Raw genomic sequence first — 15,036 nt, forward strand, 5'->3', positions numbered from 1 at the left:
TCACCCCTATGTGAAATTATGAATCTAGTAGACTTTTGGCAAATTTTAATACTTCCGCTCCATTGCACATCCCATAGTGAACCGAATTGATTAAATCAACTGGAATCCCTTTTTCTAATCCTGTTTTTTTCAATTTAGGCAACAGGTATCGAACCTGCGGACCTACTAATAACACGTCGGCTTGGTCAATATGATTATTTATTTCGCTAGCACTTACAGCCCATATCTTCGCAGAAATTCCTTCTGCTTTTGCTGCTGCTTCCATTTTTGTTACCAATAAACTGGTAGACATGCCTGCAGCACAGCATAGTAGGATGTTCATTAAATCCCTCCTTTTTTGTAACCGCTTACAATTTAGCTCACAAAATTTTCCCATTGCGATTAAACAATGTTCTTACTTTTAAAAAACTAATGTGTATAAAAGTGTAAATTTTGGCCTCCATGTTAGAATATTTATCTCGCATTAATATATATTCATTACTCTTAATATTAGGACAAAATATAAAAATTAGCTTAAATACTGAACGTTCTTTCATCAAGGCTATTTTCGCATAGATTGTTGTTTTTCTTATAAGTTCATCAACCCGTAAAACTATATGCTTCGTGGCATCTTTTCGTAAGAACATTTGCGAAAATTGCCCATGAACTTAGTAAATGACCCTTAAAAAGCTCCTAAAGCAACAAAGTTTACGAAAAGAGCCTACATCAAATATCGAGCAATGTCAGGAACCGGAACAAGTGTTAAGTTTTTCTCTTATACAAAACATAATCCTTTATCCAGAAAACAAAATAAAGAGGTCAGTACCGTCTGCCTGAAAGTATTTTTCCATTCTATCACCATTTGTTTTTGTTCATTATTCCTTAGTGAAGGTAAAAAAATACAAAAATAAAAGCAGTGGATTTCACGGTAGAAATCACACTGCTTTTAACATTTAAATCTCTATCCAATTTGGATAGTAGATTTTTGTTAATATTACACTCTATAATAATCTGCTTTCCAATTAGTAATCTGTTTCTTAATTTCATTTGGGCTTAAATTTTGTGAAGCTGCCTTTTCGCTTAGTTCAGGTAACTCGGCATCACTAGCAAACCGCAGTGCAATAATTTGACCCATAGTTAGTCTCGCATCCAGTAATTTTCCAGTAAAAACATAATGACGAAGATTCTCTTCTGCTCTAATCGCTCGATCTTGTGCCTTTAATGGATACTGTCTAATTAAAAGGAACATGATGGTCAAGATAATTACGATGGCTAAAATAAGGATAGTCGATAGACTGATTCCGTTTCTAATGACAAACCATATAGCTCCTACCAATGTAAGTACTAATAATAACGATAAGATATAATGAAAAAGTGGGTGAAATCTACGGTGATTCTGGTAACTTTGATTCATTTGTTTTCCTCCTGTAATTGGTTTTTTACTCCCATTTAAATGTATAACTAGCAATCAGAAATGCAGCAATTAACCAACCGCCTAAAACGGCTGCTTCCATCCCTAAACTGGACCAGGTTGCCCCGACATTCATAATTTCACGCAATGCCGTGCTTAAATGAGAAATCGGCAGGAGCTTGACGATAGGCTGAAGAAACTCCGGCATATTTTTTATTGGGAAGAAAACTCCCCCTAAAAATAACATTGGAAATGATAGAACACCTGCGATTGGTGCAGCACTTTCAGGTGTTTTGGCAATTCCCGCAATGATAAACCCGATTGCCATAAAAGCTAGTGTTCCAAGGACGATAAAACCTATCAAGGTAAGCCAAGAACCGCGAACTTCAACTCCAAATACGAGATGGGCAACGAGTAATACGATCAGCGCTTGCAATCCATTCATCAACAACCGTGCTGTAATTTGTGCTGCTATGAAAGTGGAGGCTTTGAGTGTAGTCCCTTGCATCCTGCGTAAAATCCCACGCTCTCTCCATGAAGCTATCTGACCAGCTACCCCATTCATGTTGTTACTCATAATCATCATCGCCACTATACCTGGTACCAAGAAATCAATATATTTTAAATGAAGAGCTTTGATGCCGTGAGATTCCATTACAACAACAGGCTCATAGGAAACTCTTTGTTTACTGATCTCATCTATTACTCCATTAACTAGAGCTAATCCTACTTGTGAAACTGCAAAATTCGTATCATTAAAATAAACAGGGATGGTGAATGGCTTTGCTTGTGATCCACTATTATTCAAACTAGATTCATAGCCCTTAGGAATGATTACGACGAGTTGCAAATCACCATTTTTCAGACTAGTTTTTGCTGCCTCTTCATCTTTTCGTATCTCTAGATGAATGGCTTCATTTTTTTAAGTGCTTTGACAAACTCACTTGAAAACATAGAGTGATCCTCATCAATCAGTCCGACTGATAGGGAGAGTCCATTTCCTTTACCTAAAAATAAACCTAGCATGGTCATGAGGAGGATTGGAAAGATTAAAGTCCACATCAGCACTTGACGATTCCGTAGAAAAATGCGCAGCTGTGCTAGAGTTAACTGCCAGTAAGCATTCATGCTTCTCTTAATCTCCTTCCAGTCATGTGTATAAATACATCTTCAAGTGTCGCTGTCCTTGTTTGCAGATCAACGATTTGCAGGTTTTTTTCAGTAGCAAATTGGAATAAACTTGTCAATGTGTTCTGTAAATGATCCGTATAAAGTACATGGACATCTGTTTGATTTCCCACTTTCTTAACACCGTCAATACTAGAGAAATCAATGAAGTCTTGTTGTTGTAAGACTCTAAACTCCAAGGCGCTATCGGACTGGAGACTTTTCACTAATTGAGAAGGGGTATCCAAGGCAATCAGTTCCCCTTGATCCATAATAGCAATCCGATCGCATAGAATGTGTGCTTCATCCATGTAATGAGTGGTTAATACGATTGTTTTGCCTTTATTTTTCAATTGAAGGACAATATCCCATAATGTTCGTCTAGCTTGAGGATCTAGTCCGGTTGTCGGTTCATCCAAAAAAACGACCTGTGGATCGTGAACCAACGCAAGAGCAATCGCTAAACGCTGCTTTTGACCACCTGAAAGACCTTTTACCCGGCTTTTGCTTTTCTCAGTAAGCAAAACATCTTCTATGAGTTGAGAAATAGAAATATGTGATGGATAAAAGCTTGCGTACATGTGCAGAATTTCCTCTACTGTCAGCAGTTCAAAAAGCGAAGTTGATTGTAACTGTACCCCAATGATTTCCTTTACTTTCGTAAGCTCACGTAAGATATCGTGTGAACCAATTATGGCGGTTCCTTTATCTGGTTTACGTAGGCCTACAAGCATTTCTAGCGTAGTCGTTTTTCCTGCACCATTGGGACCTAAAAGACCGAATATCTCTCCACTAAGTACTTGAAAATGGACACCACTCACTGCTATAAAAGATCCGTAGCTCTTTACAAGTCCTTTAACATCAATAATCGTTTCTTGAGAAACATTCATATTAAAGCTTCCTGCTCACAATTTGAACAGAATAGGAAGCGTCAGTCCCCCCCTGCCAACCTATTTCTAAAGACTTTCTTCCAAATCATAACTTACCATGAAAAAAATGTTAAGTCTAATTTATTGGCTGGTCTTCTTCGAACCGAAGAATTAACTTTTCCGGGATAAGAAAAGCGGTCGACATAAAAGGAGACACATTATCCATGTATCTCCTTTTTACTCTATCAAAATATAATTTTTGTGCTTAATTAATGCGCAGATATTTTTCCAGCATCCCAGGTATCCTCTCCAACAAGGACCAATAGTATAGTAAATATAAATAAGCCATCAAATACTAGAATCATTCATACTCTAGTATTTAATGGCTTGTATATGCTTTTCCTAATTGAGGAAAAATGTATTAACACGTAATTTGAAAATATGTTTTCCTAATTCAGGTAGGAAAACATGTTGTAGTTTAAAGTACCTTGCTTAAGAACGCTTGGGTTCGTTCATGCTGAGGGTTACTGAATAACTCATTCGGTTTATTTTCTTCAACAATGTAACCACCGTCCATGAAAATGACACGATCGCCGACTTCCCTGGCAAAACCCATTTCATGGGTAACTACAACCATTGTCATACCTTCTATAGCAAGTTGTTTCATTACTTCTAAAACATCACCAACCATTTCTGGGTCCAGTGCAGATGTCGGCTCGTCAAATAACATAATTTTTGGATTCATAGCTAGTGCCCTTGCAATTGCGACCCGCTGTTTCTGCCCCCCAGATAATTCTCCCGGAAAGCTATTCGCTTTTTCTCTTAGACCCACTTTGTCTAAGAGCTCAAATGCTAATTTTTCAGCTGTTGCTTTCTCATTAGCGTGAATTTTAATAGGTCCCATGGTGATGTTCTCTAATACAGTTTTATGAGGAAATAGATTAAATTGCTGAAACACCATTCCTACTTCTTGTCTAACTTTGTTAATATTGATTTTTGGGTCTGTTATATCCTGTCCGTTAATGACTACCTCTCCACCTGAGATTTCTTCAAGGCGATTTAAACAGCGAAGGAATGTACTCTTTCCTGAGCCAGAAGGACCAATAACACAAACTACTTCTTTTTCTTTTATTTCGGCATTGATATCTTTTAATACCTCTACCTTACCAAACGATTTTCTTAGGTTTTTAACAGTGATCATGCTCATCTCAGCTGAATTCTCCTTTCTATGAAATTAGCAAGCAGTGTTAATAAATAAATAATAATAAAGTAAATGATCCCTACAACAAGCCAAATCTTAAATGCTTCGAAGGTGGCAGAAGCTTGGATTTGTCCTTGCTGAGTTAAATCTGCAATCCCAATAACAGATAAAAGAGACGTATCCTTTAAACTAATAATTGATTGGTTTGTAATCGTAGGAAGCATTCTTCTAAAGGCCTGTGGAAGTACCACATATCGCATGGTTTGTGCGCCTGTAAAACCAATCGATCTTGCTGCCTCTGTCTGTCCTTTATCAATTGATTGAATTCCAGCTCTGATTATCTCAGCAAAATATGCCCCCGCATTAATGGCAACAGTAATGATCCCAGCTGTTGTGCTGTTTAAGGAAATCACTTGTAGTGAGTTTACACCGAAATAGATAAAAAACAATTGTACGATAAATGGTGTTCCACGAATGGCATCAACATAAACCTTAGCAATCCAGTTTAAAATCTTTACTGGAGCTAATCGGAATAAAGCAATGACTAAACCAATTAAAAAACCTAGAATAATGGCAATTACAAATATATATAGGGTCACTTGAAGCCCTTTTAATAACATCGGCAAAGCTGCAGAAATAATATCCATCCAGTTCATCCCCTTTCAAAAAGAAAGCGCGCATTAAGCGCGCCTAATCATCACATATTCTTTATTCACCTAGATACGTTTTAATAATTTTATCATACGTTCCATCTTTCTTTAATTCAGCAAGACCATTGTTAATTTTTTTCAAAAGATCCGCGTTTTGACCTTTTAGAACAGCAATACCATATTGATCCCCATTTAAACGATCACCCACGATTTTTAATCCAAGGTCTTTTTGGGCAATTGCATAAGAAATTACAGGATAATCTTCAATAAGTGCATCGGCATTTCCGTTAGCTACTTCTTGGAACATAGCAGGACTATCATTAAATTGAACAACCGTAATTCCTAATTTTGCAGCATTATCAGTTGCATATTTTGCACCCGTTGTACCTTTTTTAACAGCAATTTTTTTACCTTTAAGATTTTCGACTGATTGAATACTTGAATTATCTTCTTTAACAACGATTGTTAAGCCTGCATCAAAATATGGTGTCGAGAAATCTACTACCTTTTTTCTATCATCTGTGATACTCATTCCTGCAATGGCCACATCCAGCTGATTTGCTTGCATTGCTGGGATAATTCCACCGAAATCCATTGGAGAAAGTTCGATATCAAAGCCTTGGTTTTTCGCGATTGCATTGATTAGCTCGATATCAATTCCCTTATACTCGTTACCTTCTTTAAATTCAAAAGGCGGATAAGTGGTATCAACACCAACTTTATATACTTTTCCACCGTTTTCTTTCTCGTCTGCTGTCTCTTTGCTTCCACATGCAGCGATAAAGATTGAAAGAATTAATAACAAACTAAATAGACCAAACTTTTTCATTTCATTCTCCCCTTAATTTTCAGATTGTTCTCACTTGCTGAATATAGTGAATTTACTTATCTACTATATCACATAAAGTTAACAAAATTAAAAAAATTAAACTATGTGAATATACAAATAATTTTAATAATTACAAGACAAAACCACTTGGAAATTAGGTACCAAGTGGTTTTGTGTAAATTATCCAACCATTAATTTACATCTTCGAATTCTCTTGCAATCCTTTCAAACGCTTCCTGAATCAATGGTCTTGGTGAGGGGATACATATTCTTTGCCACTGTAACCCTTCTTCGCCAAACATCTTTCCATCTTCCAGAAGAACATTTGCCTTATTATAGATTCGTTCATGGATTTCTTCAGGCGTGAGGCCATAACCACTAAAATCCATCCACATGATATAGGTACCCTCTGGGATCCTCACTTTAACTTTTGGCATTTTTTCCGCTAAGAATTGGACAGCCCATTCCATTGTCCCATCAATATAGTCCTTCAACTGCTCTAACCAATCTTCTCCTTCATTGTATACTGCAATGAGCGCAGAAACGGTAAAGGGTGAGGGCAAGTGCATCCCCATAACCTTATTGTAGGTATTTCGAAGCTCTGGATTCGAGATAATCACATTTGTACAATGCAGCCCAGCCACATTAAATGTCTTATTAATCGCTGTAAATGTAATTATCCGATCACGATGTTCGGAAGCTTTGGCGATTGGAACAAAGGTCTGATTGCGGCGAATTAAATCGCCATGAATTTCATCAGCAACAATAAGAACATCATGTTTCGCACAAATATCGGCTAATTCCCTTAATTCGTCTTGAGTAAACACTCTTCCGGTTGGATTATGTGGGTTACATAAGATGAACATTTTCGTGGTTTCTTCTTTTGCCTTCGCTTCAAAATCGTCAAAATCAATTTGAAAGTAGCCTTCGCTATTCGCTTTAAGGGGATTATTCACAACTTTTCTATCATTTGCTTCAATCGCCGAAGTAAACGGCGGATAAACAGGCCGTTGAATAATAATCCCATCTCCAGGCTTAGTTAATGCCTTAACAGCAACATTTAAAGCATGGACCGTTCCTGGGCTAAAGCTAATTTCTTCCTGTACTATCTCCCAATCATGTCTCTTTTTAAACCAATGCTGAATGGCTTCAAAATATTCTTTAGGAAAGATGGTATACCCGAAAATCCGGTGATCAACAGTCCTATGTAAAGCATCCACTAACGGCTGGGGTACAGGTAAATCCATATCAGCAGTAAACAACGGAATGGTCTCTTCATCATAGCGATCAGTCAGACCAATCTGTTTAATTAACTCTCCCCCATCCCATTTAATTGAATACGTTCCTCTTCGGTTAACCATTTCATCAAAGTTATACTTCATTTACATCCACCTTTCCATTTTAATGATCTCTTTTGAAAATTTTATTGATTACTTTAATTATAACGATAATGAGAAGTGATTAAAAATTTGAAAGATCAATTCATTTAAAATGTCTACAATGACTCAAAAAAGAGCAGGCTCCTATTGCCCTGCTCTTTGCTGTGTTGTCATCCTGCAAAATTTCGTTATTTAATTGGTCCATTTCGATTAAAATGGGAATTAATTTGACCAATAATCATCTTATGTCTTTCCTTTTTGGCTATATCTCTACGAATCTCGAGTGTTTGTACGCCTTCTTCTATTTTTTCCGCTATTTCTATGAGTCTTTCAATATCCGCAAATGAATATTTACGCGTCCCATTTGGGGTTCTGTCAGGAAAAATTAACTTGCGTGTTTCATAATAGTGTATTTGCCTGCTCGATAAACCCGTTAATTCCATCACAATTCCAATCGTGATAACCTTTTGTTCACGATAGGATTGGTTTTCATTTCCCAAGATACCGCCCCCTTTTTAGTTTATTTTAAAAAGTGTGAATTTTATAATAATGCTACTGATGTTATATATTCTAACATAACATGTAATAAACTAAAACAGGAAATTCCTTTCCTACAAAAATTTTTATCTTAAGTTTCCACAACTATTATCTTAATAAAGGTAACGGTTAAGAATGTAAGCGAGTACAATCTTTCGCTTTATTAGTGACGATGAATCGTTCTGATTAATTCTTATCCTAACAGTGGAAACGTGTAATAATCCGGCAACCGTTTTCAAAAAAAGAACATCTCTAATATTTTAATATAATTAAAAAAATTCAAGAGAATTACATTAGCTTGTTGGAAGCCAAAGGGATCAGCAACTTATATGGTTGACTCATTAAAAATTCTATGTCACTTTAGAGTTATATTCCTACATTCTGATACAAAAGGAGAAGGATTCATTCCCTTATGAAAAGAAAAATACTTGCTTATAACTTTGAATTCTCTGAGACTCTAAATCGTTTAAGAAACACGTATGACGTCGAAATTTTTGAAGGGATCAATCCCAAAACAGACCCGACTTTTTTGCAAGCACTATCAAAGGCCGCAGGAATTGTCGGGCTAGCACTACCTGTCGATAAAGAATTATTGGATCGGGCCCCAAAATTAAAAATAGTTTCCAATAACTCGACAGGATTTAATAATCTATCCCTTGAGGAGATGACCAAGCGAGGCGTTATGGGAACCAACACACCAGGCGTTCTTGAGGATACCACAGCCGATGCGATATTCGGCATTCTGCTTGCTTCAGCTAGACGCATCCCTGAGTTGGACCAATTCGTGAAGACAGGAAATTGGAAGCAGCATTTAACCAGAAAAGAATATGCCATTGATGTTCATCATAAAACCTTAGGAATTATTGGGATGGGGAAAATTGGGTCATTAATTGCGAAACGCGGGCATTTTGGCTTTGACATGGATATTCTTTACCACAATCGAACCCGCAATCTTCAGGTTGAGGAAAAATATAACGCTGTCTACTGTTCACTTGATTCCTTACTTATGGAATCCGATTTTGTTTGTTTAATGACTCCACTCACACCTGAAACAGAAAATATAATGGGTGAAAGAGAATTTAAATTGATGAAAAAGTCGGCAATTTTCGTAAATGGTTCGCGTGGAAAAACAGTGGATGAAAAGGCATTAATTGAAGCAATAAGGGACAAGGAGATTTATGGCGCTGCTTTAGACGTATTTCAAAATGAGCCAGTCACAGCGGATCATCCACTACTGCAGTTTTCGAATGTGGTAACGACCCCTCATATTGGCTCATCCACCCACGAAACGGAACTAAAAATGGCCAAACTTGCGGTCGAGAATTTAGAAGCGGGACTTTCAGGAAAGCGTCCAAAGAACCTCATTAACCCTGAGGTATTGAATAAATTTAATAAAGGAGTCTGACAAAAAGCGGGCAAAGTGAGCAGGGTGAGACCCCACTGCAAATCAAGTATTTTTCCCCGCAGGCATATTACTTATACATTTCCTCTAAATTGGCTACAATTCTAATAGAAAAGGAGGAACAGAACATGGTACGATTTTTAGCAATTATCTCATTTATACTTTTATTTAATTTTTCACTGCCTGTTATAGACAAACAGCTGGAAAATAATAATATCGAACAGAAGATTGATTCCATTCAATCTGAAATAAATGTAAAAGACAACCCTGCAATATTAGAATCATTAAATGGTTTTTTTGAAAAAGTTCAACAATTAGTGACACAGATTGGCTCACAATTAGGAGATCTCCCGCTTCCTAAACAAAATCCACAACCGGAAGAAAAAGAAACAAAGAAAGAAAAAGTAGAGTTAACAGTCCCATCTGAACAAGTATTCTCGATTCATAATGTTGAAATCGGAAATCTAAAAGAAGAGATTGAACATAATTTAGGTAGGGCAAACCGTTCATCTTTAAATGAATATGGGACTGATTGGAATACCTATCATCAAGATTATCATGATTTTTTTATGGTTATGTATGACGAAAACAACAAAGTGGCCGGATTATACACTAATCAGGATTTAATTGCCTCAACTAACGGAATTAAACTCGGAAGCACGAAGAAAACAGTTCGCGAAAAACTTGGGGAACCATTAACCAAAATTCAAAAAGGTTTCACTGTGTACCAACTACAAGAAAATAGCGACAATGATATATTCTTGATTGATGGAACTTATGTAACTGTCTTTTATGATAAGCATGAAAATAATACGGTGACCGCAATGCAATTGGTTAACAAAGACTTTGAAGATGAAAAAACAGATTTTTACACAAAAGGAAATTCATCTTTAAAAGAAGGCTTTGAATATCAGTTATTTGATTTGACCAATGCTGCACGGGTCAACCACCAGCTTCCAGTCTTGACATGGGATGAACATGTTCGGGAAACAGCGCGTAAACATAGCACCGATATGGCCGTCCATCAGTACTTTGATCACACCAACCTTAAAGGACAATCCCCGTTTGACCGGATGAAAGAAGATGATATCAGTTTTCATTTGGCTGGCGAAAACCTTGCCTATGGGCAATTTAGCAGCATTTTCGCTCATGAGGGTTTAATGAATTCACTCGGGCATCGGGAAAATATCTTGCGTGAGGGTTATGAGTATTTAGGAGTGGGTGTCGCTTTTAATAATGAATCTCAGCCTTACTATACTGAAAACTTTTTTGCAAACTAGGGAAAACCACAAAACCTTCCTGTCATATAAGGAAGGTTTTGTTCGTATTCATTCTATTAAGAATCCGTTCCAGCAATAACTCTAGATAATTCATCTTCCAAATAGAAACCTTTGATACCTGGTTTATTTTCAAGATAAAGATAGATTTTTTCGTTGGTATACGCTTTTTTTAATCCCTTAATAATTGTTGCTAAGTAGTTATGGGAAGGTTTCTTCATTTCCACGTCGTCTAGATCCCACGGGGCTGTAAAGGTGAAAATGGGATAACCATTGTCCTCACCAAGATAAATAATATTTCCATACCAAGCATTGTGACGAAACATTATTGAGCCTTTTTCTTTTACCGCATTTAAATCTATATCAAAAAATCCCCCACTATTCTCCTGCTGGACCACATCTAAAAACTGCTCCTTTGTGATTAAATATTTTTTGCTGTAGGTTACAGTTTCCCTTCCACGGTTTAATCCAATAAATGCCACGCCTTGAGATTGCCATCCAGCTGCCTCTTCTGCAAAGTAAAGGGGATAATTGATAATAAAAGTAGACTCCGCAAGCGGCAATGATGGATCTTTACAGCCTGCCTCTAACCTCGTTGACCCCGCTGGACTCCCGCCCTTGATATAGCATAAAAATCGCTCAGAATTTAGATTTGAACCATAACTTGCATACCATACATATTGCTGGCTATCACTCACTCATACCACCGCTCTTTTTCTGAATATTAAAACAACATTACCTTATTTTCCTATTTTTGTACAATCATATGTATGTAAAGATCAGGATTTAGCTTCAATATAGTTCATGAGACTCGAAAATACATAGAAAAGCGATGAGTAGAAAAATCTCATCGCAGTGTGTGTATTTTTAATTCCTTGCCTGTCCCCCACTACTTTATACCTTTAAAGCACTGGGGGGCAGGTAATAGCTCTAAGCAAAGGCACGTAATTTTTTATTCTTTTTCAAATGTAATGGTTTATGTGTGTAATAGATTTTTGCCTGTGCATGATTATCGCACAGTGAGCATTTAATTTGATAGGAAGCTTTACTAATATGGGGAGTTTCTAAGAAGGTAAGAATTTCTTTCATATGTTTATCACAGGCCCACATGATCTCACCTCAAATTCATATTTTTTCCATCGTTTACTAAATTGTTGATACTTCTTTCTGGATTTTATCCGGTTTTCTCTTTTTGACTACTTCTGTAAACGCATCATCCCAAGAAATCGAAATATCACCGTTTGTCACGAAGGTCTGACACCCGAGGCGATACCCTTCTTTTAACCATTCTTCACCTAATTTTCTTCTTTCCTGGACCTTGACTTTATCAAGGAATTCAGCGCCTTCCTCTGTTTTAAAAACACAGCTGCCGCAAATTCCACCGCCACATCGGTTTGGGAGTTCTCCATCGTAACGAAGGGACATCCTTAATATATTCGAATCCTCTGGTACATCTAATTGTTTATTGCTATTTATGAAATTTATTTTTGGCATGCCTCGTTTCCTCCCTTTAATTTATCTTCTTGGTATACAATATACCATATTTAAAATTTTCAGACAATATGATTTTTTTAAATATTTTCATTTTTTAGGCTTTGTTAAACTTGCCTGTTGATTTCCGCTTCAGGAGCTTCGCTTTCCGCGGGCGGTCCGGCGAGCCTCCTCGTCCTCCCGCAGGAGTCTTCGCACCTTCCGCTCCAATCAGCAGGGTGCCAAAATCAACAATAAGCTTTAACATAGCCATTTTAAAAAAAAGGTAAATATAAGACCACATCGAGGAGCCGGTGTGGTCATTACATAGATAAAACTCACTCCAAGATCTTTCATACTAATGGATCAAGTTGTCAGCAGCTTTTCCTTTTTATAAAGCTTCTCTTTTATATTTTCAATATAAGTGATATATGCTTTTTTCGAGTTTTCAATATGAATTCTCATTAAATACTCAGCCATTTCTGCTTCTTTATCCCGCAAGGCTTTCATGATATCGATGTGTTCCTTTAATGATTCTTTTCTTCTGCCTGGTGTCTCGTATCCCATATTTGCAGCCATATGTATATAGTCAATCAAACCAGAGAGAATCTCAAATAATTTAGGGCTCTTCGATGCTTTATTTATGAGACGATTCATTTGAATATGTTCAGAATTAAAGTTTTCTTCCGCTTGATCTTTTAACTTCATTAGTTCTTCGATCTTTTGATCCAATTCTAGTTGTGTTTCTTTATCCATCCGCCCCGCGGCCAATTTAACGGCTAGCACTTCTAGTGAGGCAAGTATCGTAAATACCTCGATAACTTCATGTTCGGAAATATTCGAGACGACGACACCTTTTCTGGGAACTGTTTTGACAAAACCCTGGGATTCTAGCCGGAACAAGGCTTCGCGAATAGGTGTCCGGCTGATCCCTAATTTTCCAGCTAGTTCTCGTTCAATTAACCGATCTCCCGCTTTTAATTCGCCCTCAAGAATCATTTCCTTTAAATAGTTATATGCATGCTCACGAATCGATAAAAGATTGTTTTCCTCCCATCTTAAGTCCATAACTTCCACCCGCTTATTTTTATATTATTTTCTAAGATTCCGTCTTACGATAGAAAAACTCCACCATAGATCAAACAACAAACAATTAACAGGGATGGGTGCATTTTAATTCGAATTAAAGCAAAATAGCTAACCACTGCCAAAAAGACTAAATGAAAAATACCACTTTTTTCGTAGGCTGTTAAAAAGAACTGATAGGCCATCACAGCAAGTAATATAAAAATAATCGGCTGGACAGACTTTGTCATCAGTGCTACTTTTGGTGACCCTTTAAATAGATTTACAAATTTAAATAATAAAATAACAGCAAGCGCAGAAGGAAGGACCGTTGCAATTAGTGCAATAATTGCACCAAGAACTCCCCCTAGTTGATATCCAATATAGCCCCCCATTTTGGTGGCAATGGGTCCAGGCAGTGCATTCGCGATCGCTAATACATCCCCAAACTCGGAAAGACTCATCCAATGGTAATGGTTGACCACTTCATTTTGGATTAATGGAATGGTTGCAGGCCCGCCGCCGTAACCCAATAAATTAGCAATAAAAAACGACCAAAAGATATGCAAATAGATCATGAACTTTTTTCCTTTCTCTGAAGAAGCAACTCAGCCGCAGCTTTTGCCGCTTTCTCTTTTCGGTCGGCAATAATATAGGCAGCAATGAGAAATACCGCAATTAAGATTCCGGGATGCAATCCAAGGAACTGAACAACGATTAAAGAAACGACCGATAATGTAAGCATGATTGGAAAACCTAAGCCTTTGCGTCCATTTTGGAAAAAACGATACGCCATTTCCAAGAGCATAAATCCAATCACAGGTGTAACCCCCTGAACCATACCGCTGACAATCGGCGATTCCTTATAGGAATAAAGCACACCCAATAAGGCAATCATCGCGATAATTGAAGAAAGAATGTGGGTAAGGATGGCCACCGTTGCCCCTAAATACCCCTTCACTTTATAACCGATATATGCCGCCATTTTGGTGGCAATCGGCCCTGGCAATGTATTGGCTAATGCCAAGATTTCTACAAATTCTTGTTCATTCATCCACTTGTATTTTTTTACAGCTTCATATTCAATCAGTGGTATCGTCGAGGGTCCGCCCCCATAACCAGTTACACCGGTGCGGGCAAATCCAATAGCTAACTCAACATATGTTTTCAGTTGATTCTCCCCCTTTTTATACCAATATAACATTTAAATCCTTTTTTTATAGAACGATAGATTAAGATAGACCCCATTCTGCTACAAACAATGCATGAATGAGGTCCGGGTCTAATTATTTTTTTATATCGGCTTCGGTAATTACTTTCAGCCCATCGCTTTCTAGGTAGGTTTGCAGTGCTTGCAGTGCAGCTGTACCTACGGCCGTGTCTTGCTCGCCGTTTCCACCACTTACACCAATTCCTCCAACCACTTCACCATTAATCACAATGGGAAATCCACCAACAAAAATGGCGAACTTCCCAGGCAGCATTTGCTGAATTCCGAATGCTTCATTTCCAGGTAGTGCAGGTCCATTAGGCTCTTTGTTAAATAAGTGGGTTGAGCGTTTATGGCCAGCCGCCGTGTACGCTTTAGCAATTGAAATATCTGGTCCAGTGATGCGTGCTCCGTTCATACGCTCAAGCGCAATCAGGTTTCCGCCATCATCAACAATTGCAATCGTTTCAAGGACATTGATCTCTTCTGATTTTTTCTTTGCTGCCTCAATCATTAACTTTGCTTCTTCTAGTTCTATTTTTAGCACTGATTTCATAATTGGAATGTTCTCCTTTATCTATCGAATGATA

At 37.5% G+C, this 15,036-nt stretch carries 16 protein-coding genes and 1 pseudogene; 2 read left to right on the plus strand and 15 right to left on the minus strand.

Annotated features, from left to right (window positions below; all coding sequences use genetic code 11):
• Nucleotides 1-16: 16 nt before the first annotated feature.
• The 9 genes and pseudogenes from ACJ004_RS06755 to ACJ004_RS06795 all read right to left on the minus strand — a co-directional run bounded on the left by ACJ004_RS06755 (nucleotide 17) and on the right by ACJ004_RS06795 (nucleotide 7,985).
• On the minus strand, nucleotides 17-322 hold the full coding sequence (locus tag ACJ004_RS06755; RefSeq protein WP_410891992.1) for a PTS sugar transporter subunit IIB: 306 nt from the start codon (nucleotides 320-322) through the stop codon (nucleotides 17-19).
• 651 nt (nucleotides 323-973) lie between these two features.
• Entirely contained in the window at nucleotides 974-1,393 is a 420-nt protein-coding gene (locus ACJ004_RS06760; RefSeq protein WP_410891993.1) for a DUF6526 family protein, read from the minus strand.
• A gap of 25 nt (nucleotides 1,394-1,418) precedes the next feature.
• A pseudogene (locus ACJ004_RS06765) lies at nucleotides 1,419-2,518 on the minus strand (ABC transporter permease).
• Nucleotides 2,515-3,447: an ABC transporter ATP-binding protein gene (locus ACJ004_RS06770; protein WP_410891994.1), complete on the minus strand. Its 933-nt coding sequence runs from the start codon at nucleotides 3,445-3,447 to the stop codon at nucleotides 2,515-2,517. The pseudogene ACJ004_RS06765 and the gene ACJ004_RS06770 overlap by 4 nt, the downstream one beginning before the upstream one ends.
• 457 nt (nucleotides 3,448-3,904) lie before the next feature.
• A complete protein-coding gene (locus tag ACJ004_RS06775) occupies nucleotides 3,905-4,633 on the minus strand; it encodes an amino acid ABC transporter ATP-binding protein (protein WP_410891995.1) in 729 nt (242 codons plus the stop codon).
• Nucleotides 4,630-5,274 (minus strand): amino acid ABC transporter permease, encoded by a 645-nt coding sequence (locus tag ACJ004_RS06780; protein ID WP_410891997.1) that lies wholly within the window; start codon nucleotides 5,272-5,274, stop codon nucleotides 4,630-4,632. The genes ACJ004_RS06775 and ACJ004_RS06780 overlap by 4 nt, the downstream gene beginning before the upstream one ends.
• Nucleotides 5,275-5,335: 61 nt before the next feature.
• A complete protein-coding gene (locus ACJ004_RS06785; RefSeq protein WP_410891999.1) occupies nucleotides 5,336-6,106 on the minus strand; it encodes a transporter substrate-binding domain-containing protein in 771 nt (256 codons plus the stop codon).
• Between the two features lie 191 nt (nucleotides 6,107-6,297).
• Nucleotides 6,298-7,488: a MalY/PatB family protein gene (locus ACJ004_RS06790; protein ID WP_410892000.1), complete on the minus strand. Its 1,191-nt coding sequence runs from the start codon at nucleotides 7,486-7,488 to the stop codon at nucleotides 6,298-6,300.
• Between the two features lie 185 nt (nucleotides 7,489-7,673).
• Complete coding sequence (locus ACJ004_RS06795; protein WP_410892001.1) at nucleotides 7,674-7,985, minus strand: MerR family DNA-binding transcriptional regulator; 312 nt, start codon at nucleotides 7,983-7,985, stop codon at nucleotides 7,674-7,676.
• Between the two features lie 449 nt (nucleotides 7,986-8,434).
• Here ACJ004_RS06795 and ACJ004_RS06800 point away from each other — a divergent pair, with 449 nt between their 5' ends.
• Entirely contained in the window at nucleotides 8,435-9,427 is a 993-nt protein-coding gene (locus tag ACJ004_RS06800; protein ID WP_410892002.1) for a 2-hydroxyacid dehydrogenase, read from the plus strand.
• Nucleotides 9,428-9,552: 125 nt separating this feature from the next.
• Nucleotides 9,553-10,704, plus strand: coding sequence for a CAP domain-containing protein (locus tag ACJ004_RS06805; protein WP_410892003.1), 1,152 nt, complete (start codon nucleotides 9,553-9,555; stop codon nucleotides 10,702-10,704).
• Nucleotides 10,705-10,760: 56 nt separating this feature from the next.
• Here the strand turns inward: ACJ004_RS06805 and ACJ004_RS06810 are convergent, their stop codons facing one another.
• From ACJ004_RS06810 to ACJ004_RS06835, 6 genes are all read right to left on the minus strand, one after another.
• On the minus strand, nucleotides 10,761-11,399 hold the full coding sequence (locus ACJ004_RS06810; protein ID WP_410892004.1) for a hypothetical protein: 639 nt from the start codon (nucleotides 11,397-11,399) through the stop codon (nucleotides 10,761-10,763).
• A gap of 448 nt (nucleotides 11,400-11,847) precedes the next feature.
• Nucleotides 11,848-12,195 (minus strand): 2Fe-2S iron-sulfur cluster-binding protein, encoded by a 348-nt coding sequence (locus ACJ004_RS06815; RefSeq protein WP_410892005.1) that lies wholly within the window; start codon nucleotides 12,193-12,195, stop codon nucleotides 11,848-11,850.
• Nucleotides 12,196-12,537: 342 nt separating this feature from the next.
• The gene (locus ACJ004_RS06820; RefSeq protein ID WP_410892007.1) at nucleotides 12,538-13,239 is read right to left on the minus strand and encodes a GntR family transcriptional regulator; all 702 of its coding nucleotides are present in this window, start codon (nucleotides 13,237-13,239) and stop codon (nucleotides 12,538-12,540) included.
• A gap of 44 nt (nucleotides 13,240-13,283) precedes the next feature.
• Entirely contained in the window at nucleotides 13,284-13,814 is a 531-nt protein-coding gene (locus ACJ004_RS06825) for a chromate transporter (protein WP_410892008.1), read from the minus strand.
• A complete protein-coding gene (locus tag ACJ004_RS06830) occupies nucleotides 13,811-14,440 on the minus strand; it encodes a chromate transporter (protein WP_410892009.1) in 630 nt (209 codons plus the stop codon). The genes ACJ004_RS06825 and ACJ004_RS06830 overlap by 4 nt, the downstream gene beginning before the upstream one ends.
• Before the next feature lie 82 nt (nucleotides 14,441-14,522).
• On the minus strand, nucleotides 14,523-15,002 hold the full coding sequence (locus ACJ004_RS06835) for a GlcG/HbpS family heme-binding protein (protein ID WP_410892010.1): 480 nt from the start codon (nucleotides 15,000-15,002) through the stop codon (nucleotides 14,523-14,525).
• Nucleotides 15,003-15,036 lie beyond the last annotated feature (34 nt).

Source organism: Neobacillus sp. 204 (genome assembly GCF_046562815.1).
Lineage (GTDB): Bacteria > Bacillota > Bacilli > Bacillales > Cytobacillaceae > Neobacillus.